Consider the following 23,577-nt stretch of genomic DNA (forward strand, 5'->3'; position numbering starts at 1 on the left):
TGCCGGTCGTGATCGGCGATGCCGCGATCTAGGCTGAGACCGGTCCGACGTCGACGCCCGAGATCCGGCCGAGTTCGTCGAAGGAGACCACCGCGGTGCCGCCGCCGGGCAGCTGCGCGGTAGTCCGGTCGGCTTCCTCCCGTACCTGGACCCCGTGCAGGGCGAACCAGCCTTCGACCACCCGCCGCGGCGAGCGGGCGAAGAGCTGCGCACCGGTGAGCAGGTGGCGCGGCATGGCGACCGGGTCGAACCCTGCCGGCCGGAGCTGCGGGTCCTGCGGCACGAAGTAGACCCGGCTCCCGGGGCCGGCCTCCTGGCCGAGGTAGCCGGGTGCACCGAGCACCGCCGCGCCGAGGAAGGCCAGCGCCTCCGCGGCATGGCGCGGATCGACGAAGCCGGCCAGGTCCACACTCTCCTGCACCAGCTCGGCGACGCCGTGTCGGCGGCCGAACTCGGCGATCCGCTCACCGGCCGCGACCACCGCGCTGCCGCGCAGCCCAGGGTTGGCCCAGCCCCACAGCCAGGTCTGCTCGTCCGTGTCGTAGCTGCCCAGCAGTCCGACCCGCAGGGTGCGGCCGCCGGACTCGTAGCGGCACTCGTCGAGGTCCGCGGTCCACGGGCCGCCCGGGACGGCCTGGCCGATCAGTTCGAGCTGCTGGGCGCCCCACGCCGCGTGGTACTCGGCGGCGTCCAGGAAGGCGTCGGAGAAAGCAGTGATCATCTGGGCAGCCTAGGGGACGTCGGCCGCAGGCCCGGAGCAGGGCCCTGACCTGAGGTAGTCCCGAGATCAACCCAGGTCAACAGCCACCAGCGACAGGCCCGACCAGGCAGGCCCTGGGAACGGTCTGACTGACGGACAACCCCGGGGATGTGACGTCTCCCCAGGTCAACCGCCCGTAGACGGGGAATCGAGCAGAGCAGTTCTGTCCCACCCCCGAGCACAGGGTGGGGAATATCAACGGTTCTCATCACGCACCCGGACGGTGGTGACAGGGCCGTGGGCGCGGGGCTACATTTCCGCCCCGTGACCGATGCCTCCCGTCGTACCTCCGCAGACGACGACGCGCTTCTGGAGCGCCTGCGTGCTCTCGCGTGGGACGCGGAAAGCGCGGGTGTTACCGGCGGTTGGCTCCCGGGCCAACCGTTTCCTCCGATCACGAGGATCGAGGTCGAGCAGGTGGAGAGGCAGCTCGGGTACGAGCTGCCGCCCCTGCTCCGTCGTATCTACACCGAGATCGGCGACGGGGGGTTCGGCCCGGAAGGCGGCCTCGCCTCATTGACACCACGTCGCATCCCGGAACGGCACCGGCCGGACTGGCCGTGCGCAACCTCCCGGCGCACCCGACATCCGGAGTGGGGGCCGCCGGCGTCATGGCTCTTCCTGACCGGTGGCGGCTGCAGCATGCAGTGGCACGTCTCGTTGATAGCGATCGACAACCCCGTCGTGCTCTGGGACGCCGACGGCTGGGAACCCACCTGGGGCGAGGACCCCCACGACGGCTTGTGCTACGCCGCACCGTCGCTGCGCCAATGGCTGTGGACCTGGGCAGAGGGAGGCGACGTGTGGGACGAAGCACTCAAGATCATTTAAATGCTTCGATCGGATACCCGGGCGGGCCCGGGTGCCGTCTCTCTCCCCAGGCGGGCCCGGCCGCCCGCCCCGGGAAACAGCACAACGACCAGGCGCAGCCGCACCAGGCCGGGCGGGGAGCGGCGGTCGCCCGCACGGCCCCGGAACCGCCCGGGGCCGGCGATCGACGGGCCGCTCCCGGCAGTGGGGAACAGCCCGGCCACCACCACCCCGGTCAGCTCCGGACACGACCGCGAGCCGGGCACAGCCGCCACCCGGGGACGGCAGCCACCCGCACAACCCCCTGAACGCCCGGAACGCGCACCGCTCCCCCGCGGCACATCGGTCAGGAGCCCACGATTTCGCCGATGAGGGCGAGTTTGCGCTCGGGCGAGAGCTGCTCGGCGCGAGCAGCGAACAGGCCGTTCAGGACGGCGGGGACGTCGCAGTCGTCGGGGTCCTGAACAGCTCTGATGACCTGGCAGCGCAGGCCGCCGTCCCGGACGAACACCCACAGCTCCTGACCCTGGCGCGGCTGGCCGCTCTGGTTCGGTGACAGCCGCCCGGCCGGGAGCCAGCCCAGCCCGTCCAAGGTCAGGGTCTCGGCCATCTCCTCCAGGACATATTTGCCGAGCCGCTTGTAGCCGAGCTCCTCGCGCAGCTCGCCAAGGGTGGTCCTGAGCATGCCACCTGCGGCGCGGCACCGATCGACGACCGTGCCGGCACCTGCAGCCCCCGGCCGCCCGGGGCGCGGATCCGTTGAAGCGTTCACGTCCGGACCAACCACGTGGCCGGCAGAAAGGATGTGCCGATTCCCCGGCATGAGCGCGTCCCAATGCCGGGGGCCGGCTGCTCCTGGCAGCAGACAACAGTCCGACCACCGCCACCCCCGACCACGCCGAGCGGGAGACGGCGAGCCGGGCACAGCCGCCACCCGGGCACGGCGACCACCCGCACCGCCCCGAGCACCCCGAACGCCCGGAGCGCGCACCCCTGCCAGGACCGACGGGCGGGCGGCCGACGGGCGGGGCAGCGGGCAGGCGGCGGGCAGCAACCCGGCACCGCCCCGAACACCCGGAACCCGCTGCTCCCCCGCCCGGCTCCCCCGGCGAACCCCCGCACAACATTTCACGACCCACCGAAACAGCCCCCACCCGAGGTAATCCCGGCAAATCAACGAGGAAAACCAGAACGGAAACCGGCGGCATTTACGGCGGCATTCCGACAGGCCGTCAATTCACCGGAACACCCCGCAACGACCCCGGCCCCCGGACCGCCCGCCGAACCCCGACCGGCCCGGGCAGCCGACCACCCACAGTCACCGAAACCAGCACGCCCCCGGAACACCGCCAGACCGCCGGACAAGGCCCGACCACCCACCCAGATTGGTCTAGCAGAGAGCAATCCGAGCGCCCGAAACACGCTCAGGTCACACACCGGACCGAGCAGGAGCAGGAACCGGAACCGGAACCGGAGCAGGGCGGGCGGCCCGACGCGGTTCCGTCACAACCCACCCGTCACGAAACCCCCAGACAAGCCCAGGACACCCCCGGAACCGGCAGCGGACGGGACGGCCAGGCGGGCAGCGGAACGGGCCGCCCCGGCGGGCCCGCGGGGGCACGGGGTGGGCAACGCGGCGGGCCCGCGGCGGGCGGCCGGCGGGCAGTGGGCCGGACCGGCAGGCAGGGCGGCGGACCGGGCAACGGGCCGGCCACCCCGGGCGGAGCGGCCGGCTGGCCTCGACGGCCCCGACCGGGCGACGGGGCGACGGAGCGGCGGGCCGCGGGCGGGCCGGACGGCGGCGCAGCGGCGAACGGGCGCGAGCCGGAACAGCGGCACAGCAACGGCCCGGCGCCCGGGCACCCGAGCAGGCGCAGGACCCGGCAGGACGACCCGGCAGCCGGGCAACGAACCACCCCCACGGCACCACGCCGGCCGAGCGGGCAGGACACGAGCCGGACCGGCGTTCCCGGCCTATTTCCAGCCGATGACGAGGTGGCTGGGAAGCACCACGGTGATGAGCCAGACGAGCACGGACGCAACAACGATGATCAGAATGGCGCCGCCGGCGGACGTCGGCTCGGACCACTTGCGCACGAGCGCCTTGAACGTCACGTCGGACGGGCCGGGCGGCCGACGGTCCGGGTCGGCCGTCACGCGCTCTCCCTGCGTCCTCGCCGCACTGTGTGGACTATCGCCGGTATCCCGCGCAGTTCACTGAGGACCATCCCGAGACGGCGCCACCAACCCTCGGTCTCCAGCAGGTAGCCGTGGTGCTCCTCCAGCCACTCCTCCCGAACATCGGCCGGCAGCGTACGTGACGCCAGGCCAAGGAGCGGTCCCCCGATCCGCGCCCGCCGAGGAACCGCGGCAGACGCCCGGTCACCGGGTTCAAGCCCGCATGTCATTTCGACGTTTGGCTCCGAGAAGAATCGCGCCACGTTGGCGTGCACCGTGGCCATCTCCTGGGGCCCGAGGGCGGGAAAGTGAACCTCTGGGTCGGTCCCGGACAGTTCCTTGCCCGGCTCGGCTTCGTCCCAGTCGAGTGTCTCCGTCTCCCGGGATTCGGGCTCCGCGGCCGACCCCCATCCTCCCCGGATCTCGGACGCCGTCTGCAGCATCCACGCCTCCACGGCCTCGGACACCTGTGCCGGCAATACCTGCTGTATCTCGGGCTCCGCCGCGGAAGGATCATCCATCAGGAATCGGACCCCGCCGGTCTCCCGGGAACCGACCAGCTGTCCCACCGGGGCGGTCGTAGAAGTGCCCTCAGCGACCTGGCGAATCACCGGGCGCCTCCTCCCACGAGCGGACTGATCCGCGGGTCCGGCGGAGTCCTGCGCAGTTCCGGCGGGTGGGACCGCCGGCCTTCGGCGGCGGCCCGGGTTCGCGGTGTCCATCAGCGGCCACCGCCCGCGAGCCCGGGGGCACCAGCGGGGCGGCGCCCGTAGAGGGGCCGCCCCGCGGAGGCCTCGGCCAGGGCCTGGGGCACGAGTTCGGCACCACGGGCGGTGAGCCTGTAGAAGCGGCGCCGCGGACGACCCGCGGCCTCGGCGCTCTCGTCCGCCTCCCAGTACCGCTCAACCCAGCCGGCGTTCAGCAGGCGCTCCAGCAGAGGGAAGAGCGTGCCGCTCGGCAGGCCGGTGAGGCTGGTGAGCCTCCCGCCGTACACACCGCAGGTCAGAGCATCAGGAATTCGTTCGCCGTCCGGCATACGCCCGAGCAGCACCTTGAGCACCTTCTGCGTGTTCACAGTCATGCGTGGCTGATGAATCGTCACCTCATGAATCTACCTAGATCGATTGCGCAGCGTCAAACTTTCTACCTAGGTCGACTCCGGCAACACCCAGAGCCCGACCGTCACACAGAGACCCGACCGGGACGGACCCCACCCCTTCGGGCGGCATCAACACGGGCCCAGCAACGTACCGGGCACGGAAGTTCTCCCGCAGCGGCTTGGGACCGGCGGACATCTCCCGGTCCAGGAAGCGGCGCAGCGGGGTACGGGGGCAGCTGAGGCCGGAGGTCAGGCTCATGCCGTCCACCGCCGCTCGCGTCCCGGTCCTCGGGCGCGCGCAGCACGTCGGGGTGGGTGGCCGCGGCGAGGACGGTCGCGTAGACCTGGGTGGCCCGGGTGACCACGCGGACCTCGTCGTCGGCGAAGCGGCGCAGCAGCGCGGCCAGCTCCCGGCGGCCTGTCAGCACGGCGCGGTAACCGGCCCGGAAGCCGGCCAGCAGCGCCTCGGTGTGGGCGGCGGGTTCGGCGTCGGCGCCGGCCAGCCGGGGCCGGTTCGCGCCGGGGCGGACCGTGCCGGGGCGGACCGTGCCGGTCCGGCGGACCAGCCGCATCCCGTCGGTGCCGGCAGCCTCCCAGCCGTCCGTGGCGACCGGCGAACGGTGGTCGGCGCCGCCGCCGAGGCCGGAGAGGTCGAACGCGTCCTCGTCCCCGACCACCAGCCGGGGCAGCAGGCCGATCCGCTGGACGGACGCCGCCAGGGCGCGGCCGGCCGGGTCGTCGGCGGCGGGGTCCTCGGGCGCGGACGGGTGGAAGAGCGTCTCCAGGTCCACCGGCACCGGGTGTTCGCCGCAGGCGATCAGGTTCTCGTAGTGCAGGTCGGTGAGGTCGAGCACGTGGGCGAGGGCGAGCAGCGCGCCCTGGCGGCGGTAGAACCGGTCCAGCTCGGCCGGGGTGGCGCAGGGCCGGGCCTCGACGTACTCCGACCAGCCGTGGTGCGGGCGGGTCAACAGGGCCGGTGTGCGCAGCCCGGGGGTGCCGGGGCGGGAGTTGAACCAGTCGACCAGTTCGCCGAAGTGCCGGTCGGCAGCGAGCGAGCGGGGCTTGTGGACGACCCGGCTGCCGTCGGCGAAGCGCAGGACGGCGACCCGGCGACCGCGGCGGTGCGCGTCGCCCGCGCCCCGGTCCACGGCGACCAGCGGCCCGGGGTCGCGCCCGCCCAGCAACCGGGCGACCAACTCGGGCCGGTCGGCGGTCTACCGGTCGAGCAGTTCGGCCGTCGCCGCGACGGCGTTCACGCAGCCGCGGCCCACCAGCATGGCCAGCAGCGGGTACTAGGCGAACAGCCGGACCAGCCGGTCCCTGGTCCCGGCCGCGGCGACGAATTCGCGGAACCTGGCCTCGGGGGTCGCCCCCGCCAGCTGTCCCTCCACCCGATCCACCTGCAGCTCCAGCACCAGCACCCGGGCCGCCACGTCCCCCAGCGCAGCGGCCGTGGCCGTGGTGAACTCCGCGACGACCGCCGGCAGTCGGACCGACCGCCCGACCACCGGGTCCAGCGCCGCGAGCAGCCGCCGTCCGGCCAGCTCGGCGAACGGCGCCAGCACGGCGGCGAACCCGGCCGTCCCGGACAGCGGCCCGACCGGCAGGACGGGCTCGGCCGGCGCGGCGGCGAGCGCGGTCGCGACGAACCCCGCCGCGTCGGAGTGCCCCGGGTCCGCGGACTCCCCCGGCCCGGGATTCGGCGACCACCCGGGTGAGGGAGCCGCTTCCGCCGCTGCGAACGCACTGTCAACGATCACGGCCCAGAGCCTTCCAGCCCGCTCCGCAGCGGCGCAGGAGTCGGAACCCTGCGCGAACTTCCCTACCGGGATCCCGCTCGGGGGTCCTGTCCGGGGCTCCTCGCCGTCAGTGCCGCAGCTCCGGGGTGCGGGACCTGACGCTGCCGCCGGCGCGGAGCAGCCCGGTGAGGTCGGCGCCGATCGGGGTGAGGCCGCGGGCCCGGAGGCGGTCGGCGAGGTGGCCGGCGGCCCCGTGGCGCGGGCCGGCACCGCTCGGGGGGCCTGCTTCACCGTTTCGGCGGTGTCGGGTGGGCGGTGTCGGGTGGGTCTTGTGAGCGTCGCGGTAGAGCGCGGCGAAGTGACCGGAGTGGGCGAAGCCCCGGCGCATGGCGATCCCTGTGACCGTGGCGGTGCACGGGTCGGCGGCGAGCAGCTCGCGGTGGGCGGCGTTCCCGTCAACCGGGGTACGGGCGAGGAAGTCCTCCGGCGGCTCTGTCTCTGGTTCCGACCCGTCAGAATCAGAACGGAACCGGCGGCGCCTGCTGAACGGGCGGGGTGGGCAGCGGATCCGGCGGACCTGGGGTTGGCCCTGGCTGCGGCCTGGTCAGCTCACCGGCGGCCGCCTGAACCATAGCCTTGAGCAGTCCCTTGACCGCGGATTCACCGCCGCTCTGGAAAGCGTCCTCCAGCATCTTCCGCACCTTGGTCCGGTCCAGGCCGAGCGCGCCGGCGACGGCGGTGGCGACGTGCACCAGGTCCTCCGTGCGCAGGCTCCGGTTGAGCCAGCGGGAGATTTGCTCGGTCGGCGACGGGTTCGCCGGTCGCGCCGGCAAGTCGTGCCAGAACCAGTCCGGCAGCCGCGGGTGCCTCGGGTCGGGTGCCGGTGGCATCGGGACGGGCAGCGGCTTCAGAACATCCGGCACGCCGCCCGATCGCGAGCCGCCCACCGGGGGGAGTGTCGGTGCGGGCGCGGGCGGTCCGAGGCGGTAGTCCCGACGGGTGATGGTGATCTCGACCTTGCGGAGCATGGGGTCGTCAACGACCGGGCCGTCGGTCGGTGCGCCCAACGAGTGGGAGCGGATCTCCCGTTTGGTGTCCTCCTCGGTGACCATCCGGCGCAGGTAGTCGCGCACCGCGTCGGCTCTGCGTTGGCCGAGTGCATGGTTCTCGCCGACTTCGCCTCGACGGTCCGCGAAACCGACCAGTGTAACGTAACCGCCGAGGGCGAGGGGCTTGGCGTTGATGTCGGCGGCAAGACGATCAAGCGTGGCCCGATGTTCGGACGTGAGTTCGGCCGAGCCGGTGGCGAAGCCGGTCACCGCCTTCGTCGCGGCGGAACTGGTGAATCCCGGTCCGCCTGCTCCGGGGTGCTCGCCGAGCAGGGTCGGCCCTCGCTGTTGGGCTGTAGGCCGTGGAGCGGACTGACGACGCAGCACGGGCCCTGCGGACGTACTCAACCTCGCATCGGCCCGACCGTGGGCGGCGTGGCTGGCCTCGGTTTCGGCTGGATCATCCACATCGCCGACTGCCAGCCCGGACGTGGGAGTGTCCCCGACCCCGTGTTGTTGCACCACGTGGGTGAGCTCATGTGCCAGCACCCGCCGGCCGTCCACCGTGTCGGGGCGATATCCGTTGGCGTCGAAGACCACGTGCGAGCCGACGGTGTAGGCCCGGGCGATGACAGCGGCCGCCGACTGGGCGGCCCGCGGGCCGGTGTGCACCCGGACCTGGCTGAAGTCCTGACCGAAGCGGGCATTCATGGTTGCCGTGGTCACAGCGTCCAGCGGTTCACCGGGGCCGCGTAGCACCTCGTGCACGATGGGCGGGGCGACCAGCGGCTCCCGGGCTGCGGCTGAGGTCCTCGGTTCGGTCGCGTGAGTGAACACGGCGGTCTCCCTCATCGCTGCTGTCGATCTTCCGCGCCTTCTCGTCACCGCGGCGTCACTGAACGGCCAGTCCCTCCGGTAACCGGGCGGATAGCCGGTGCCTTCTCCCTCCGCGCCCGGCGGCAGCTCCAGACCTGATATTGCCACCCCCGTAGTTCCACCGCCTGCCGGGTCCACTCAAAGTCGAGACCGATTCGTAGAAGCTCTGGAGCTGCTGTTCCTCGCGCTGGATGCGCCGCTTGAGGGCGCAGGCCTCGCACGGGCGGTAGTAGCTGTACTCGCCGCCGTCACCGGCGCTCGGGAACGAGGGGTCCGGGAACGGCCGGAGGGCACCGGACGTGCCCTTGGGGGCGTTCCCGAGGACGCCGTCGAGGGTGCCCTGCTCGGTGTACCCGCACAGCCTGGTCCGCGACGGCCTGGTCGCGCCGCGTGGAACCCACCGTGCCGCCCGCCGTCCACTGCCGGCTCACCGAGCTCGGCCTGTCCCTCGAAGGGCCGCTCTCCGCCCTGCGGGTCTGGGCCGAGACGCACATGCCGCAGATCGACCGCAGCAACCGGCTCGCCGACGCGTCACTCCCCACCCAGCGTGTGGATCGAATGCGCCGGTCACAACGATCCGTTGATGACCGCGCCAAGGACGATCGCCTCGCAGCGGACCGCTGACTCGTCATGCCGCACGGCGGCGGCCCGGTTACGCCGTCTCGTGCACAGCGCCCTGCCACGGAGTCGGCCGCCGGTCACGGGCACCCTGGGAGCCGGTCACGGGCACCCTGGGAGCCGGTCACGGGCCCCAGGGAACGGCCACCGTGCGAACGACGAGTCCCCCTGGGCTTCACGGAGTACTACGAGGACTCGACGTCCAGCGGCCGCAGGAAGCGGCGCTCGTACCGCTTGATGCAGCGGGTGGTCCGAGCCAGCTCGAATGCCTCTTGGCACTCCGGATCGGTCATGCTGTCCGCGCGGTACTGCTCGTACGCGGCGAAACCGGGAAAGGAGAAGAGGGCGTAGGCGATGTCGCTGTCGCCCTCGCTCGGCAGGAAGTAGCCGTGGTGCGTCCCGCCGAAGCGGTTGACGAGGCCCACCCAGCGGCGGCCGTACTCCTCGAAGTCCGCAAGCTTGTCGGGGTCGATCTCGTACTTCAGGTGAATGGTGATCATGCCCCCCATGAAAGCGGCCCCGCCGGCCGGAGGCAACGGCCCCGGACGGAGCCCGGGCGACGAGGCGGCGGTCCGGACATCCCCCGGGCCGGACGCCACCACCCCCAGGAGGAGCTGGCCCGCTGCACCCTCGGCGTCGTCCTGGACACCTCCGTGACCCGGACGGACTGGATGCCGTGGCGGATGACGTCGGTGATCAGGACGCGGGCCAACCCGATAGCGGATCGTGACACATCCGCAGCCCGTGCTGTCGGAGCCGGGTGGGACGATCCCGTTCCCGGTCGCGTCCGCCCCCGTTCCCGTTCGTGGATGCCGTTCGCGCCGCCCCGCCCCGCCCCACCGAGGAGCGCCACCATGCGCCAGCTCTCCTGCATGCCCTCCCACCGCCGGGCCCTGCCGGCCGCCGCCGCCCTCACCACCGCCTCGGCCCTACTGCTCACCGCCTGCGGCGGCTCGGACGGTCCGACGAGCTCCGCCGACAAGGCCAGGGCGGCCGTCCCCACGGCACAGCGCGCCGCCGGGGTGCTGCGGATCGGCACCGACCCGAACTACCCGCCGATGGAGTTCCACGGTACGGACGGCAAGCCGGACGGGATCGATCCGGAACTGGCCAACGCCCTGGGGAAGGTCCTCGGCCTGCGGATCGAGATCGTCGACACGCCGTTCGACAAGCTGATACCGGACCTCAACGCCGGGCGGTTCGACGTGGCGATGTCGGCGATCAGCGACACGCCCGAGCGGCGCAACGCACTCGGCAAGGACGGCCTACCGACCGGTGCGCCGGGCGTGGACTTCGTCGACTACTTCATCGCCGGCACCTCGATCGTCGTACAGAAGGGCAACCCGAAGGGGATCCAGACACTGAACGACATCTGCGGCCACACGGTCGCGGTGCAGCGCGCCACCACCCAGGACGAGATCGTCGGCCGCCAGGTCGCCGCCTGTGCCCGGCAGGGCAAGTCGCTGCAGGTCCACCGCTTCGACGACGACGCCCAGGCCCTCGCCGAGGTGGCGGCCGGCAATGCGGTCGCCGACTTCAACGACCTCCCGGTGGCCGCGTACGCGGCCAGGACCACCGACAACGGCAACCGCTTCGAGGTCACGGGCGCCCGCTCGCAGTCCAGCCCGTACGGCATCGCGGTGAACAAGAGCGACACGGAGCTGCGCGACGCACTGGTGAAGGGGCTGGACCAGCTGATGCACAGCGGCGAGTACGACCTCATCCTCGCGAAGTGGAACGTCAGCGCGGGCGCGGCCCAGGCCGCGGCGGTCAACGGGGGGCTGTGAGCCCGGGGGGTGTCGCGGCCGGGAGCGCAGGTGCTGGCCCGGGCGACGGGCGGTGCGGCCCCCGGCCCCACGGCGCCGGCGGTCGCCCGCCGGCACACGGTCCGGCCACGCGCATCAGCGACACGGACGCGTTCCGACTCCTCGACGAGTACTTCGCCGAACGCTACGCGACGGAAACCGTGCACGCCGACAGCCCGCGCCACCCGAGCACCGGCCGCCGGCCCCGGGCCCTCGTTCGACGAGGGCCCGGGGACTCGCGCAGGGGCGTCAGCCCATGGTCTTCGCGCCGTCCAGGGCCTCGCGGACGATGTCGGCGTGACCGGCGTGCTGGGCGGTCCCGGCGATGTGTGGAGCAGGACGCGGCAGGCGGACCACCAAGCACGCCCCGGGACGGACGAACTTGGTCAGGTGGCCCATCGTGTCGTACTCGACGGTGAAGTCGACCTGCCCGGTGCGGAAGCCCCCCTTGTGGACGGTGACCAGTCCGGTGCAGGTGCCGCAGCCGCCGTAGTGGGGGCCCATGTTCTGGTCGACGCCCAGACTCCACTTGGTCACCGACTTACCCCAGTTGCGGGTGTAGTCGATGATGTTGCGCATGTCCTCGCGCTGCTGGTCGGCGATCCAGGTGCCGCCCGAGTGCTCGGTGTCGAAGGCATCCGTCGCGGGGTACCGGTCGTGCACCGCGCTCTGCGTGGTGACGTCGCCGCCGTAGCCGTGCCAGGCCAGCCCGCCGAAGTTGGGGTGGGTGCGGATCGCCGCGTCGTCGACGGACGGCGCCGCGTAGGAGGCGTACTGGTCCCGGTTCCAGTCCAGCGCGAGGACCTTGGTCGGCAGGCCGGCTCCGGCGAGGGCGGGCAGCAGGGCGTTCTTGGTGAAGTACGCCAGTCCGGAGCCGTTCCAGCTCATCGACGGGTAGCCCGCGCAGCAGGTCGGCTCGTTCTGCACCGTGACGTAGTTCACCGGGACGCCCTGCGCCTGGTACGCCTGGAGGTACTTGACCGAGTACTGGGCGTAGGTGCCGTGGTACTGGGCCTTCAGCCAGCCGCCGTCGAGGCTGCCGTTGTCCTTCATCCAGGCAGGCCCCGTCCAGGGCGAGGCCATCACGGTCAGCTCCGGGTTGAGCTGCCGGGCCTGCTTGGTGACGGCCGGGCCCCTCACGACGCGCAGTGAGGGGCCCGGCCGGTGGCGGTCTCCGTCGACACGGTGAACTCGCAGTCCAGGAATTCGCTGCCCGGATCCGGTCGCTTCAGCACCCGCAGCGCGACGACATGACCGCTCGTCCCAGGCGGATCGGCAAGGTGGATCAAATCGTCCAGAACGTCGTCCATCACGGCCCTCTCACTCGATCTCGAACAAGGGCATCATTCCGGGCGGCACCGACACTCCCGAAGGCGCTCTCGCTTCTCGCCAACACTCAACGCGCCGCCAACCGCTCGCGATGGTCACCTACACAGCCAGCTGACCAGCACGCCGAAACTGCCATGCTCCGTAAGAATCCCGCCGGAGGCGTCTCAGCCGAGCTGACGCACCACAGCTCAGAGCCCACACACCCACCGTGATCGATGAGACACCCGATCCCTCCAGATCCGATCCCCGATCCCAAGGCTGCCCGCCCGCGACCCGAGTCTCACGCAGACCTGACACCTCGCAGGTCAGGTCGCATCTATATGACGTGCTCGATGAGACGGGACACCCGGAGCCGATCTCGCCGGCGCTGGGCGACCGCCCCGCGCCGGGCAATGGATTCGTCCGGTGCGGGGCGGTCGAGGCGCTGTACGAGCGTCGGCTACCCAATGACCTCGGCGCGCTCGATGATGACGTCGTCCTTCGGGACGTCCTGGTGCCCGGCCTTGGAGCGGGTGCTGACGCGCTCGATCGCGTCGACCACCTCAGCGCCTTCGGTCACGCGGCCGAAGACGGCGTAGCCCCAGCCCTGCGTGTTCTTGCCGCTGTGGTTGAGCATGTCGTTGTCGGCGGTGTTGATGAAGAACTGGGCGCTCGCCGAGTGGGGCTCCATGGTCCTGGCCATCGCCACGGTGTACTTGTCGTTCTTGAGGCCGTTGTCCGCCTCGTTCTGGATGGGGGCACGCTTGTCCCGCTTTTCGTTCATGCCGGGCTCGAATCCTCCGCCCTGCACCATGCAAGCCCTTGATGACCCGGTGGAAGACCGTGTTGCTGTAGTGGCCCGCCTTGACGTAGTGGACGAAGTTGTCGACCGTCAGCGGAGCCTTCTCGGCGTCGAGCTCCAGGACGATGTCGCCGTGGTTGGTGCTCAGCTTGACCTTGGGCATGCGAACCTCACTGTGGGTATCGGCGCTGCTACGGAATGGTCATTCTTGCAGCAGGTCGAGAGTCAAACTTCGCTGAGGCCGGTCAAACTTCGGTGAGACGGGTCAGCCCGCGAGGGCGTGTCCCAGCCCTGTCTCAGGCCCGGACCGAAAACGCTCGCACCTGGGGATACGGCCTGAGACTGTCCTAGCGAAACGGACATAACCGGCGGGCTGAGACATCGGTGGGACAGAGCTGGGACAGCCCTCACCCACGCCGTCCCAGGCAGGCCAGGCCAGTGCGGACCGGACGGCGACCGCATCGGCGCAGCAGCACCCGGCGCCGCCCCGGCGGGCCCTGCGGCAGCACCCCGGCCGGAGTCGAGGAACCGGGGCGCGAGGGTGGGGCCGGCCCCTCCCGGGCGGGGAGCAGCCGAACGGCCCCGGGGAGCACCGCCGCGCCCCTGTCGCGATGGCTGTCGCGGCCCGCCCACACACCGGGGATCCGGACCTGGCGCGCACGTCACACACCGCGACAGCACCCCCAATGCGACAACCCCCGCGACAGGGCGTCAACAGCCCCGGCACGGCGGCCGGCGCCGGGTTCGGTCAGGCCAGCGAGAGCCGCACCGTCCCGTCCGGCAGCGGCTCGTAGAGGACGTCCCTGATCGCCCCGTCGACCGCCCGGGTCGAGGTGGTGAGCATGTGCTCGCCGTCGAACCCAGCTCACCACCCGCAGCGCGGACCAGAGCCACCAACAGCTCCTGCGCGTGCCAGTCGGGAGCGATCCGGCGCGGGCCGTACAAGTCGTCGTCCATACCCGCACAACGACCCAGCCCCCTCCCGGCCACGGCCAGGACGACGACCAGGCGCAGCCGCACCGGGCCGGGAGCGGCGGCCAGAACGGCCCGCGGCCGGCGGGCGGGCGCGGGGCCGGCTACTCCCTGCAGGCCCAGGCACCCGCCCCGGGACACAGCACGACGACCAGGCGCAGCCGCACCAGGCCGGGCGGGGAGCGGCGGTCGATTGCACGGCCCCGGAACCGCCCGGGGCCGGCGATCGACGGGCCGCTCCCGGCCGGGGGGGGAACAGCCCGGCCACCGCCGCCCCGGTCGGCTCCGGACACGACCGCGAGCCGGGCACAGCCGCCGCCCGGGGGCGGCGGCCACCCGCACAGCCCCGGAGCACCCGAGGCTCGCACCGCTCCCCCGCCCGGTTCCCCCGGCGAACTCCCGCACGAAATTCACACGACCCGCCGAAGCAGCCCCAACCCCGGAGTAATCCCGGCCGAATCGACGAGGAAAACCAGGACGGAAATCGGGGGCGGCCGGGGGCCAAGGGCCGAGGGCCCGGCAAGGAGGCCGGCGGCGGGCCCGGGTGCTGCGGCACCGGGACCGTGGTGGCAGGGCCCTGGCAGGACGGTGGTGGGGCGGTGGTGGGGCGGTGGTGGTGGCCTACGGCCCCCAGGGGCCAGCACCACCCGACGGACCGGCCCCGCCGAACCCGGCCGCCCGGTGGCCGGCTACCCGCCACCAGCACGGCAGCCCGACCGACCGGCAGGAGGCCGGCGGCGGGCTGGCGGCTGCCCCGTCTCACTGAAGTTTGACCAGTCTCAGCGAACTTTGACGAGGCGCTCGTTGGATGAGCAGGACCGTTGCTGGACGTGCCCCGGGGTCGCCGGCGTGGTTTCCGTGGCGGCCCCGGGGCACGCGTGAGGTCAGGCCTGGGTCATCTCCTGGATGAACTTCAGGATGATGAACTCGGCGGGCCGCAAGGCGGCGAGTCCGACCTTGACGATCAGTCGGCCCGCTGCGATGTCGTCCTGCGTCATCGTGACGCCTTGGCCGACCTGGACGAAGTACGCCTCCTGCGGCGTGCTGCCCATCAGGGCGCCCTGCTGCCACAGGCTGTGCAGGTAGTTGTCGACGGCGGAGCGCACCACCTCCCAGGTGGGTTGGGAGTTGGGCTCGAACACCACGGGGCGCAGCCCCTGCTGGATGTCACGCTCGACCGTGTTGGCGAGGCGGCAAATCGGGATGTAGCGCCATTCGTCGGCGTCGAGGAGGGTCCGGGCGCCCCAGATCAGGGTGCCGCGGTCGGGGAAGGTGCGGATGAAGTTGAGGTTGCGGTGGGCGCCCTGGTCCGCGTCGGTGGTCGGGTGGAGGGGGCTGTCGATACCGTGCAGGATGATGTTGGCGGGGGCGTTCCACACGCCGCGCGCGTTGTCGAGGGTGGTCCAGGCGCCCGCGACGGCGCCGCTGGGCGCGATCGGCTCGGCGTCGGCGCCCGGCTTGAGCCAGGGGAGGTACACCGCCGCGCAGCCGCGCGCGTGCTCGTCCAGGTTCCAGGCGTCGACCGCCGTGGCGGCCTGGTCGGCGGTGTGGTCGCGGTCGGTGTGCAGGATGGCCATCGCCTTGTTCTCCGCAGCCCAGCCGGTGAGCGCGCGGGCCCACTCCCCGGCCGTCTGCGCGCCCTGGTCCCACAGGCCGGGGGCGGCCACGATCGTCACGTCCCCCAGCGCGGTCAGCGCCTCCAGGGCCTCGGCGAGGGAGGACCCGGCCGTGCTCACCAGGTAGCAGTACCCGCCGCCGTTCTGGAAGTAGCTCTTGAGGACCGGCCCCAGCCCCTTGTCGGCGCCCACACCGCCGTCCGCGTCGCCGAGCTTGGTGAAGCCCGCCCAGTCGTTCACCCGAACGCCGCCCGTGGGCACGCCGGCGAAGTCGCCGACGAACGCCGTCACCGCGGTCGGCCTGGACTGGACGGACATGCCGAGGCTGTACGTCTCTTCGACGTAGACGCCCGGATAGCTCACGGAACCTGCCATGGGACTCTCCTCCACTGTGGTCTGTACGACGCGGATGATCATCCAGTGGGACCGGAGCACCCGCAGCGGTTCGCGTGTTCTGACCAACGCCACACCGCACTTCAGGTAATGCACCCGAACCACGGCGGCGGCCAGGGCGGCCGCGACCCGGCCGGCCAGAGCACGGTCGGCATCGGTGGGCTCCCATACCTTCCCCCGCCGCTGCCGCTCGGCCTCCTCAGCCAGGCCCTCGATGACCGTCTTCATCTCCACGCCGCTCACCCCAACCACCGGCCCCACGGCGCCCCAGCGGGCCAACCGCCTCCAGGCAGGCCGGCACGCCCGACCCCGGCAAGCACCACCACGACCAGGACGACGGGCACGGCCGCCCGAGGGCCGGGAGCGGGCACCACCACCCAGGCCACCACCACCACCAGGCGCAGCGGCACCAGGACCCACGACCAGCTGCCAGGACCGACGGGCGGGCGGCGGGCAGGCGGCGGGCAGGGCCGACGGGCGGGCGGCGGGCCCGGGAACGGCGACCAGGACCAGCTGCCCGACACCGGCACCGCGCAGCCCCGTGACAGACACCAGGTGCAGCACGCTGTCGCACCCGCCACCAGGTCACAGGGGCAGGTCAGTGCCGTACTCCGGCCTCCGTCCACGCGGCCGTGATCCGGCGGTAGGCGTCGAGGACGGCCTCGCCCCGCTCTTCACCCAGGACCGCGGCAGTGGCCACCACCGCGACCGCCGGCAGTTGGAGCATCAGCACCGCCACCACTTTCTCCAGGTCGGCGGCGATCCGCTCCACCCTGCGGGCCGGAGTGACCATGCCGGCGCACAGGAGCTCCAGGAGCTCGCGCACCACGTCCGTGCCCGGGTCACCGGCCACCGTGCGGCGCAGCACCAGCAGCACGTCCCACAGGGCCTCCAGCTTCCAGGCCGGCACCGTGTACAGGACCACCTGGCCGGCACCGCCGTTCTCGGGAACGGACTCGGCCAGAGTCTCGACGACCAGGGCCGCGGTCCGGTAGGTGTCGGCGGTCAGCAGGTAGCGGTCGTCGTCCCGGTACGCGTTCGCCGCCACGGCCACGGCCAACATCCGCAACACCTCGTCGCCGAGATAGGCAACATCCCGAATCCAACCCGGACGACCAGGAAGCACACAGCCACGATCCGGGCCGGCACCCCGCACACTCCTCACCACCACAGCCTCGCAACACGCCGGCACCAGGCGCAGGAAAACACCCGAACACCACCCCACACCGCCAGGACCAAGTGATTGCCGCGCACCCACCCCCGGACGACAACACCGGGACAGGAGGCGCAACGGGGAATCGACGGGCCGTCCCTGGAGGAAGGAGGTGCCATGGGGCGGTAGAACCCCCAGCTCACCGGGGCGCAGCCAGCCGGACCCTCCGGGGAACGGGAACAGGCACGCCCGGCACCCCCAGCCCCCCGGCCGGCGGTGGTCCGGACGGCGAAGGACGCGTGCGGCGACGCCCGGACCGGAACCGACCAGGAGCGGGACGGGGACCGGGGCCTGGCGGCCCGGCAGCGGCCCAGCAGGGGACGTCCTCGACAGGCAGGCACCGGACAGCCGGGAGCCGTCCTGCCCTCGCCCGGACAGCCAAGGAACGCAGCCCGCAGCACGAGCCACGCATTCGCCGAGGCCAGCTCAAGGAGCTTCTGAATAGCTGCCATGCCCAAGTAATGGCAGGTCAAAAGCTCAATACCGGTTTTCGGAGCGGGCTTGGGATCCCCCGTTTGGGTGAGCGGCGCATGAAACGGGCCGCAGGTCCCCTAATTTCAGGACGACCAGCGACCACCCGACCCAGGCCGGCACCCGCACTGCCCAACCCCGTCACTTTGGAGACCCGAGATGACACCCACCAACAACCGCGGACCCCACCGCAAGCGCCCCACCTGGCCCGGTCCCCGCACACTCGCCACCCGCGCCCTCCTCGGCGCCGCCACGAGCGCCGGCGGCCTGCCCCTCACCCTCCTCATCCACTGGCTCACCACCCGCTGAATCCCACAGCTCCAACACCCCGCGTCGTCCTCCACGGCGGCGAACCCCTGCTGGCCAGCCCAGCACGGACAGACACCCCGACAGCACCACTTCCTGCCACCCCACACCTCCTGGGACATCCCGCCGCAGCGTCTCCCAGGACAGCCCAGGGTTCTCCCGGGCATCGACCCGGGCACCGACGGTCGGCGGGCCCCGGAACAGCAGGCCGGGACCAACACCGGCCGCCGCGCACGGCCCGCCGACGGCACGACCGGCCAACGCAGGAACACCGGCCGTGGGTTGCTCCCTCCAGGGCCGGGTAGGGAGCGGGCAGGCAAGAGGTGCAGGGAATTCCGGCCTGACCGCAGGACGGCGGCGCAGGACAGCGGGCCAAGGGCCGACACGGCCGCCCCGGGAGCACCGCGGCCCCCTGTCACGGAGGCCGTCACGGCCTGCCCGAACACGGGGATCCAGGCCTTGTGTGCACGTCACCCGCCCCCGCGGCGGCCGACCAGGTCTCAGTCGTGGATCTCCCAAGCCCTCTGCGGCAGCCAGTGGGGGAGGTCGTCAAGCGCCTCAACGGGATAGAACACCGGCCGGGTAAGGAGGCGGTCGCCCTCCCGTTGGACGTTGACCACCACGCCCAGCGACGCCGAGCAGGGCACGCCGGCACTCATGTAGGCCAGCTCGTCGGGCAGAGTCTCGGCATGCTCGACCATCCACTGTTCCAACACGGAAGGCACCCGACCGACGAGCGCCATGCCGTCTGCGGTGACCTGCGGCCCGCACAGCGCGTCGACCGCGACACCGGACAACCGCCCGTCCCGGTAGTACAGGTGCACACCGAACTCCCGGCACCGGCCCTCCGAGGGCGTCCACGCATTGTTGCCCCGCCCGCCGGTCCACGTGCGGTGCTCGCTGTCCCCGGTGACACCGAGCAGGGCGTCCGTCACCTCGTCAGCAGTCATCCCGAAACGCAACGGCCCCACAGACACGAAGGGCTCCAACACCCACTGCACACGCTCCTCGTCCGGCCGAACATCCCACCATCCCGTAAACATGATCAACAGCCTGCCTGCCACCACCGACACACCAACACGGGCCCCAGCACCCCGCCCCGACAGCGGGCCTCCCGAAAGCAACGGCCGGAACAGCCCGGAACCGGGACAGGCGGCCCCCACCGACCAAGGGACGCAGCCGGGACGCCCGACCCCTGGGAAGCAGCACGACAGTGAGCCTCCCAGGGGCGACAGCGTCCAGGAGCAGAGGCCACCCACCACCCCGACCACCACCCCCAGGCACAGCCACCCGGGGCCGGCGGGGGCACCGGCCGCTCCCAGCGGCGGGCAGTAGCCAGGACCGGCAGGCGGCGGGCGGGGCCGGCGGGCAGGCGGGCAGGCGGGGCTGGCGGCCGGGAAGCGGCACGACAACCAGGCGCAGCGGACCGGGGGACCGGGGGCCGGGGCTGGCGGCCGGGAGCGGCGCCCGAGGGCCGGGTGCCGCTGCTCCCCCGCCCGGTTCCCCCGGCGAACTCCCGCACAACATTCACGACCCACCGAAACGGCCCCGGACAGCGGTAATCCCGGCGAATCGACGAGGAAACCAGGACGGAAACCGGCGGCATTTCCGACGAAATTCCGACGGGCCGTCAATTCGCCGGAACACCCCGCAACGGCCCCGACCCCCGGACCGCCCGCCGAACCCCGACCGGGCCCGGGCAGCCGACCACCCACCGTCACCGAAACCGGCACGCCCCGGAGTACCGCCAGACCGCCGGACAGGAGCCGGCAACCCACCCGGATTGGTCTACCAGACGGCGATCCGGGCACTCGAAACCCGGTCAGGTCACACACCAGAACCAGAACCGAGCCGGGGCCAGGGCCAGGGCCGGAGCCAGGGCCGGGTTCCGTCACAACCAGCCCGTCACGCAACCCCCAGACAAACCGAGGACGCCCCGGGACGGGCAGCGGGCAGCGACACAGCGCCAGCGGGTGCGCAGGCAGGCCGGACAAGCCGGCCCCGGGACCGCGCCCGGGGAGCCGGGCAACGGCGGCCGGACCGGCAGAGCAGGCCGGCACCGGCCAGGCGAGCAGACACCGAACGGCGGCTGGGAAGGGCCAGACCAGACGGGCGACGACGGGCGCACCGAGCGGCTCGCCCAGGTACCGCTCAACCCTTCGGTGACTGTCGACTGCCACTTCGTCACCTCACTGGCCACACCGAGGCCGTGCGTGGCGTCCTACGGAGTGCCGGCCGGGGCAGACAAAGCATCACCAGCAGGGACAGGCACTCGGAAGCGGCCCGGCACCCTCGCCACAGGAATCGAACGAGGGCGCTTCAATTGAAGCGCCCTCGTTCGATTCCTGTGGCTGTCCGGTCGCGCAGCGGGCGGTGCTGATCAGCCGGTCGGGGCAAGGCGGCTGAAAGCCCATCGGAGCACTTCCCCACCCGGGTGAGATGGGATGTTGGTGCGCATACATTCTGGCTCTCCTGGTTAAGCCACTCCACGTGACAGCCCCCGACGGCGAGACGACCGCTTCTCATCCGCAACACCCCAAGGACTACCCCGTCACCTGGCAGGGCGTGCTGGGCGGGGCCGCCGCCGGGCTCACGCTCATGACCGTGGTAATCTACTTCGCTGGCGGACTCGCGCTCGCCGCCCGGATGGTGGCGAACGGCTTCTGGTGGGGGCTGGTGCTGGGCCAGATGCCCCGGCAGATGCTGCAGGAGATCGCCGTCTCGGAGATCCTCCTGCCAGCTGCGCTCTTCGCCGCGCTGGGGTACCTGCTACCGCACACACTTCTGGACCGGAGACTGACGGAGCGTCAGTCTCCGGCCGGTACCTATCGTTTCACAGCCCGTTGGCGGTATCCCCGCGCCGGGTTCCTCCTGCTGGCCTCGGTGCTCATGGTGCCCGGCGCGTTCTCGTGGTACGTGCACAGCGGCGGCAACCCCTACGGAGTCACCGCGCCTCCAGGCTGGATGATCGCTCTGGCTGCGATGATCTTCGTCGCATACTCAATGATGATCGGCGCCACAGTCCAACGGCTGCGACGCTACCAGTCCCATCGCGGCATCTGGACGGCCGTCGTCACTTCCGCGATGCTGCTGGCCGCCGTACCGGGCGCGGTGGTCGGCGCGGCGAGCCTCCCCTTCCTCCCCGCTCGCGTCTGCGCGCCGAGCTACGAGATGGACGCCCTCTACATCGGGGCGGGCAGCGACTGGGCCTACCTCGGCAACTACTACGTCGACCCCCATGACGAGACCAAAAGGCGCGGGACTTACCTGACTCTCGTCCCGACGAACCGGGTCGACACGGTGACGGTGGCCAAGGACGGGCCGGACTGCGGCCCGACCACCGGAAAGCTCGGCACCACCACCGCCGCCCCCTCGCCAGCCCCCTGATCCGTCCAGGCCCTTCCCGGGGCACGCACGCGTCTCCGCGATTGGCCCCGCCGCCCTCCATTTGAACCTCACCGCACCCCCGTCATCGGCAGAGGAGGTTCTCCTCGTGGCCGCCAAGCACTTCGCGTTCTACCCCGACAACATCTGGCAGAGCCGCCACGGCGCGGGGCCGGACTGACGGCCGCACCGATGGGTGGCAGGACGGCGGTGCCGGACAGCCAGGAGCAGTCGGCCAAGCGGCCGGGGCAACAGCACGGGACACCGGCGGCCAGGGCGTTTCTTTCAGATCATCGGATCCAACGATCCGCTGGAAACGGCCCTGCTGAACATCGCGCGCAACGGAACAGGTGGCCGGGCAGGCTGGCCGACGGCTCCGGGATGCGGTGTCAGCCGTGGTACTCCCAGCCCTCGATGCAGAAGTGGGCTGCGCTGACCGTGGTGTCCCCGGCCCGCTCGGCCTGCACCCAGGGTCCGGTCAGCAGGTGCCGACGCGGCCGTTCAGCCGGGACCAGACCGCGGTCCACGGACCGTCGTTGTGGGGACGATAGATGACCAGGTTCCCGTCGTTCTGCAGGCGCAGCCAGTTGACAGGCGGGTTGCAGCCGAGGGCGGTCCCGGAGGCCCACAGGGCGCGCATGGAGCGGTCGTAGACGACGAGGTTGCCGTCGGACTGCATGATGACCCTGCCCGGCGCGGTGTTGGCGGTCGCGGTGTTCCAGACCGCGTGGCCGCCCTCGTCGTACTGCACGAGGTTGCCGTCGTTCTGGTAGACGAGCCGCTGATCGCCGTTACCGGAGACCAGCGAGTCGCCGGGGAACAGGCAGTTGCGCCAGTCCATGTGGTCCCAGCCGCGCTGGTTGCGCGTGCACTTCCACTCCTGGTCGACGGCGTCGGCCGACGCGCTGGTGGCGGTGCTGAGGCCGATCACGCCGGCCAGGGCGGTCGCGGCAGTTGCGAGCGCGACGAGCCGATTGGACGTCCTGCGGATGGTCATGGCGTTCCTCCTCGCCCCGGAGCGTTTCCGACCGCTCCCGGGCCTGCGGTTCGTGGCGGCGCGGTACCGTCCCCCGCCCCGCCGATGGTCAGGAGCCCCGTTCAGCGGCCCCGTACCTGACAACGCTCCGCACACGTCCAGCGGTTCAGACCCCCGGACGATGAAGCGGTCACCCGGACGTGTCCACCTCGAACCTCCCTGGAACGGCAACAGCGCCGGACCGAACCTGCCAGCCGGCCGCTGCCGCTGGGGCGTGATGGGCCCTCACGGGCCGTCTCCCGCGCCTCGGCCCCGGCGCAGGGACACCCGATGCTCCTGGCGGCCTTCACGCCACGCACTCCACCGTCCCGGCCGCCGTCGCCCCCGCCCTCACGCGGCCGGCCCGGGCTGGACGCCGAAGAAGAAAGGCCCGCCGCAGGCGCCGAACCCTACCGACCAACGACAACTGCCACCACAACTGCAACTACAAGGACCAAAGAAGAAGGAAGGAAGACATCTCAGGGAGTCAGGGGTCAAGCGGGACACCATGTTGGCCGAACGGCATGCCGATTTTGGGCCGCTCGTCGGTGGTGGGGTCTAGGGTGCGGTGCCGTGGACGCTGCTGATCTTGATCGTCAGGCCAGGACTCTGTCCGGCTGTATCCCGCCCGAGTTCGTCGTGCAGATCCTTGAACGAGGCCACGAACACGAGGTGGCGTTGCAAGCCGGCCAGGGCGAGTGGTTCTGCGCACGGGCATGGGCCCAACTCCTTGGCGAGCGCGGCCGGCGGGACGATGCGCTGGCGGTGCTGGCTCCGTACGTCTCCACCGGATGGTGGCCGGCCGCCCGGGCCCAGGCGGAGCTGTTGGAGAGCTGGGGCCGGGCGTCGGAGGCGCTCACGCTGGCTCGCCCGTACGCGGAGGCCGGGGGACAGGCGCTGGAGTTCTTCGCGCGCCTGCTGGCCGGGCACGGGCATGCTGCGGAGGCCTATCAGCTGTTGAGCGCCGGAATCGAGGACTGGGTCCTTGCCACCGCCTTGGTCGATGTCGCCGAGCTTGCCGGCTTGGACGAAGACGCCGCTCGCATGCTGTCCGAGCCCCGGCCAACCGCAGTGACATGGCCGGCTACTTCATCAGCCTCTACATGACCGACTGCGCCGTGGAACTTCTCCAGCAGCACGACCCTCGTCCGACCGGTCAATGG

Annotated in this window: 19 protein-coding genes and 4 pseudogenes; 6 read left to right on the plus strand and 17 right to left on the minus strand. The window is 71.8% G+C overall.

Annotated elements, in window-relative coordinates; all coding sequences use genetic code 11:
• Positions 1 to 28: 28 nt before the first annotated feature.
• Positions 29 to 721, minus strand: coding sequence for a DUF6882 domain-containing protein (locus tag OH807_RS00145; protein ID WP_406192031.1), 693 nt, complete (start codon positions 719 to 721; stop codon positions 29 to 31).
• Between the two features lie 303 nt (positions 722 to 1,024).
• Between OH807_RS00145 and OH807_RS00150 the strand changes: the two genes are divergently transcribed.
• Positions 1,025 to 1,591, plus strand: coding sequence for an SMI1/KNR4 family protein (locus OH807_RS00150; protein WP_406192034.1), 567 nt, complete (start codon positions 1,025 to 1,027; stop codon positions 1,589 to 1,591).
• Positions 1,592 to 1,916: 325 nt separating this feature from the next.
• Here OH807_RS00150 and OH807_RS00155 read toward each other — a convergent pair whose 3' ends face one another.
• From OH807_RS00155 to OH807_RS00190, 8 genes and pseudogenes are all read right to left on the minus strand, one after another.
• Positions 1,917 to 2,255: a hypothetical protein gene (locus tag OH807_RS00155; RefSeq protein WP_406192037.1), complete on the minus strand. Its 339-nt coding sequence runs from the start codon at positions 2,253 to 2,255 to the stop codon at positions 1,917 to 1,919.
• Positions 2,256 to 3,544: 1,289 nt separating this feature from the next.
• Positions 3,545 to 3,727, minus strand: coding sequence for a hypothetical protein (locus OH807_RS00160; RefSeq protein WP_406192040.1), 183 nt, complete (start codon positions 3,725 to 3,727; stop codon positions 3,545 to 3,547).
• Positions 3,724 to 4,317 (minus strand): hypothetical protein, encoded by a 594-nt coding sequence (locus OH807_RS00165; RefSeq protein WP_406192043.1) that lies wholly within the window; start codon positions 4,315 to 4,317, stop codon positions 3,724 to 3,726. Before OH807_RS00165 ends, OH807_RS00160 begins: the two co-directional genes overlap by 4 nt.
• A 152-nt stretch (positions 4,318 to 4,469) precedes the next feature.
• Positions 4,470 to 4,829: a PadR family transcriptional regulator gene (locus OH807_RS00170; RefSeq protein ID WP_406192046.1), complete on the minus strand. Its 360-nt coding sequence runs from the start codon at positions 4,827 to 4,829 to the stop codon at positions 4,470 to 4,472.
• 101 nt (positions 4,830 to 4,930) lie between these two features.
• A pseudogene (locus OH807_RS00175) lies at positions 4,931 to 6,046 on the minus strand (type 2 lanthipeptide synthetase LanM); the annotation flags it as partial.
• 93 nt (positions 6,047 to 6,139) lie between these two features.
• Complete coding sequence (locus OH807_RS00180) at positions 6,140 to 6,607, minus strand: hypothetical protein (RefSeq protein WP_406192049.1); 468 nt, start codon at positions 6,605 to 6,607, stop codon at positions 6,140 to 6,142.
• Between the two features lie 106 nt (positions 6,608 to 6,713).
• Positions 6,714 to 6,974 (minus strand): hypothetical protein, encoded by a 261-nt coding sequence (locus tag OH807_RS00185; protein ID WP_406192052.1) that lies wholly within the window; start codon positions 6,972 to 6,974, stop codon positions 6,714 to 6,716.
• Between the two features lie 130 nt (positions 6,975 to 7,104).
• Positions 7,105 to 8,472: a DUF4157 domain-containing protein gene (locus OH807_RS00190; RefSeq protein ID WP_406192055.1), complete on the minus strand. Its 1,368-nt coding sequence runs from the start codon at positions 8,470 to 8,472 to the stop codon at positions 7,105 to 7,107.
• A 383-nt stretch (positions 8,473 to 8,855) separates the two neighbouring features.
• Here OH807_RS00190 and OH807_RS00195 point away from each other — a divergent pair.
• A pseudogene (locus OH807_RS00195) lies at positions 8,856 to 9,042 on the plus strand (winged helix-turn-helix transcriptional regulator); the annotation flags it as partial.
• 272 nt (positions 9,043 to 9,314) lie between these two features.
• Here OH807_RS00195 and OH807_RS00200 read toward each other — a convergent pair.
• Complete coding sequence (locus OH807_RS00200) at positions 9,315 to 9,629, minus strand: NIPSNAP family protein (protein ID WP_406192058.1); 315 nt, start codon at positions 9,627 to 9,629, stop codon at positions 9,315 to 9,317.
• A 354-nt stretch (positions 9,630 to 9,983) separates the two neighbouring features.
• Between OH807_RS00200 and OH807_RS00205 the strand changes: the two genes are divergently transcribed.
• Positions 9,984 to 10,916: an ABC transporter substrate-binding protein gene (locus tag OH807_RS00205; RefSeq protein WP_406192061.1), complete on the plus strand. Its 933-nt coding sequence runs from the start codon at positions 9,984 to 9,986 to the stop codon at positions 10,914 to 10,916.
• A 377-nt stretch (positions 10,917 to 11,293) separates the two neighbouring features.
• Here OH807_RS00205 and OH807_RS00210 read toward each other — a convergent pair.
• From OH807_RS00210 to OH807_RS00230, 5 genes and pseudogenes are all read right to left on the minus strand, one after another.
• Positions 11,294 to 12,059 (minus strand): annotated as a pseudogene (locus OH807_RS00210) (glycoside hydrolase family 30 protein); the annotation flags it as partial.
• Between the two features lie 11 nt (positions 12,060 to 12,070).
• The gene (locus OH807_RS00215; RefSeq protein WP_406192064.1) at positions 12,071 to 12,244 is read right to left on the minus strand and encodes a hypothetical protein; all 174 of its coding nucleotides are present in this window, start codon (positions 12,242 to 12,244) and stop codon (positions 12,071 to 12,073) included.
• A gap of 458 nt (positions 12,245 to 12,702) precedes the next feature.
• Positions 12,703 to 13,207 (minus strand): annotated as a pseudogene (locus tag OH807_RS00220) (peptidylprolyl isomerase).
• Between the two features lie 1,693 nt (positions 13,208 to 14,900).
• A complete protein-coding gene (locus OH807_RS00225) occupies positions 14,901 to 16,007 on the minus strand; it encodes a phage tail sheath family protein (RefSeq protein WP_406192067.1) in 1,107 nt (368 codons plus the stop codon).
• A 616-nt stretch (positions 16,008 to 16,623) separates the two neighbouring features.
• Complete coding sequence (locus tag OH807_RS00230) at positions 16,624 to 17,088, minus strand: hypothetical protein (RefSeq protein ID WP_406192070.1); 465 nt, start codon at positions 17,086 to 17,088, stop codon at positions 16,624 to 16,626.
• Positions 17,089 to 17,868: 780 nt separating this feature from the next.
• Between OH807_RS00230 and OH807_RS00235 the strand changes: the two genes are divergently transcribed.
• Complete coding sequence (locus tag OH807_RS00235) at positions 17,869 to 18,018, plus strand: hypothetical protein (protein ID WP_406192072.1); 150 nt, start codon at positions 17,869 to 17,871, stop codon at positions 18,016 to 18,018.
• A 497-nt stretch (positions 18,019 to 18,515) separates the two neighbouring features.
• Here the strand turns inward: OH807_RS00235 and OH807_RS00240 are convergent, their stop codons facing one another.
• The gene (locus OH807_RS00240) at positions 18,516 to 18,965 is read right to left on the minus strand and encodes a hypothetical protein (protein ID WP_406192075.1); all 450 of its coding nucleotides are present in this window, start codon (positions 18,963 to 18,965) and stop codon (positions 18,516 to 18,518) included.
• Between the two features lie 1,540 nt (positions 18,966 to 20,505).
• On the opposite strand from OH807_RS00240, the gene OH807_RS00245 reads away from it, so the two are divergent.
• Positions 20,506 to 21,402: a hypothetical protein gene (locus tag OH807_RS00245; protein WP_406192078.1), complete on the plus strand. Its 897-nt coding sequence runs from the start codon at positions 20,506 to 20,508 to the stop codon at positions 21,400 to 21,402.
• A 475-nt stretch (positions 21,403 to 21,877) separates the two neighbouring features.
• On the opposite strand, the gene OH807_RS00250 is transcribed toward OH807_RS00245, so the two are convergent.
• Positions 21,878 to 22,396, minus strand: a complete 519-nt coding sequence (locus OH807_RS00250) for a hypothetical protein (protein WP_406192082.1) — start codon at positions 22,394 to 22,396, stop codon at positions 21,878 to 21,880.
• 591 nt (positions 22,397 to 22,987) lie between these two features.
• Between OH807_RS00250 and OH807_RS00255 the strand changes: the two genes are divergently transcribed.
• A complete protein-coding gene (locus tag OH807_RS00255; RefSeq protein ID WP_406192085.1) occupies positions 22,988 to 23,521 on the plus strand; it encodes a hypothetical protein in 534 nt (177 codons plus the stop codon).
• Positions 23,522 to 23,577 lie beyond the last annotated feature (56 nt).

It is taken from the genome of Kitasatospora sp. NBC_01560, from assembly GCF_045208415.1.
Taxonomy (GTDB): Bacteria; Actinomycetota; Actinomycetes; order Streptomycetales; family Streptomycetaceae; genus Kitasatospora.

Coding starts and splice junctions, on each gene's coding strand:
- OH807_RS00145 (WP_406192031.1), bottom strand. CDS start 721: ATGATCACTGCTTTCTCCGACGCCTTCCTGGACGCCGCCGAGTACCAC.
- OH807_RS00155 (WP_406192037.1), bottom strand. CDS start 2,255: ATGCTCAGGACCACCCTTGGCGAGCTGCGCGAGGAGCTCGGCTACAAG.
- OH807_RS00170 (WP_406192046.1), bottom strand. CDS start 4,829: ATGACTGTGAACACGCAGAAGGTGCTCAAGGTGCTGCTCGGGCGTATG.
- OH807_RS00185 (WP_406192052.1), bottom strand. CDS start 6,974: ATGCGCCGGGGCTTCGCCCACTCCGGTCACTTCGCCGCGCTCTACCGC.
- OH807_RS00200 (WP_406192058.1), bottom strand. CDS start 9,629: ATGATCACCATTCACCTGAAGTACGAGATCGACCCCGACAAGCTTGCG.
- OH807_RS00205 (WP_406192061.1), top strand. CDS start 9,984: ATGCGCCAGCTCTCCTGCATGCCCTCCCACCGCCGGGCCCTGCCGGCC.
- OH807_RS00215 (WP_406192064.1), bottom strand. CDS start 12,244: ATGGACGACGTTCTGGACGATTTGATCCACCTTGCCGATCCGCCTGGG.
- OH807_RS00225 (WP_406192067.1), bottom strand. CDS start 16,007: ATGGCAGGTTCCGTGAGCTATCCGGGCGTCTACGTCGAAGAGACGTAC.
- OH807_RS00230 (WP_406192070.1), bottom strand. CDS start 17,088: ATGTTGGCCGTGGCCGTGGCGGCGAACGCGTACCGGGACGACGACCGC.
- OH807_RS00235 (WP_406192072.1), top strand. CDS start 17,869: ATGACACCCACCAACAACCGCGGACCCCACCGCAAGCGCCCCACCTGG.
- OH807_RS00240 (WP_406192075.1), bottom strand. CDS start 18,965: ATGACTGCTGACGAGGTGACGGACGCCCTGCTCGGTGTCACCGGGGAC.
- OH807_RS00250 (WP_406192082.1), bottom strand. CDS start 22,396: ATGACCATCCGCAGGACGTCCAATCGGCTCGTCGCGCTCGCAACTGCC.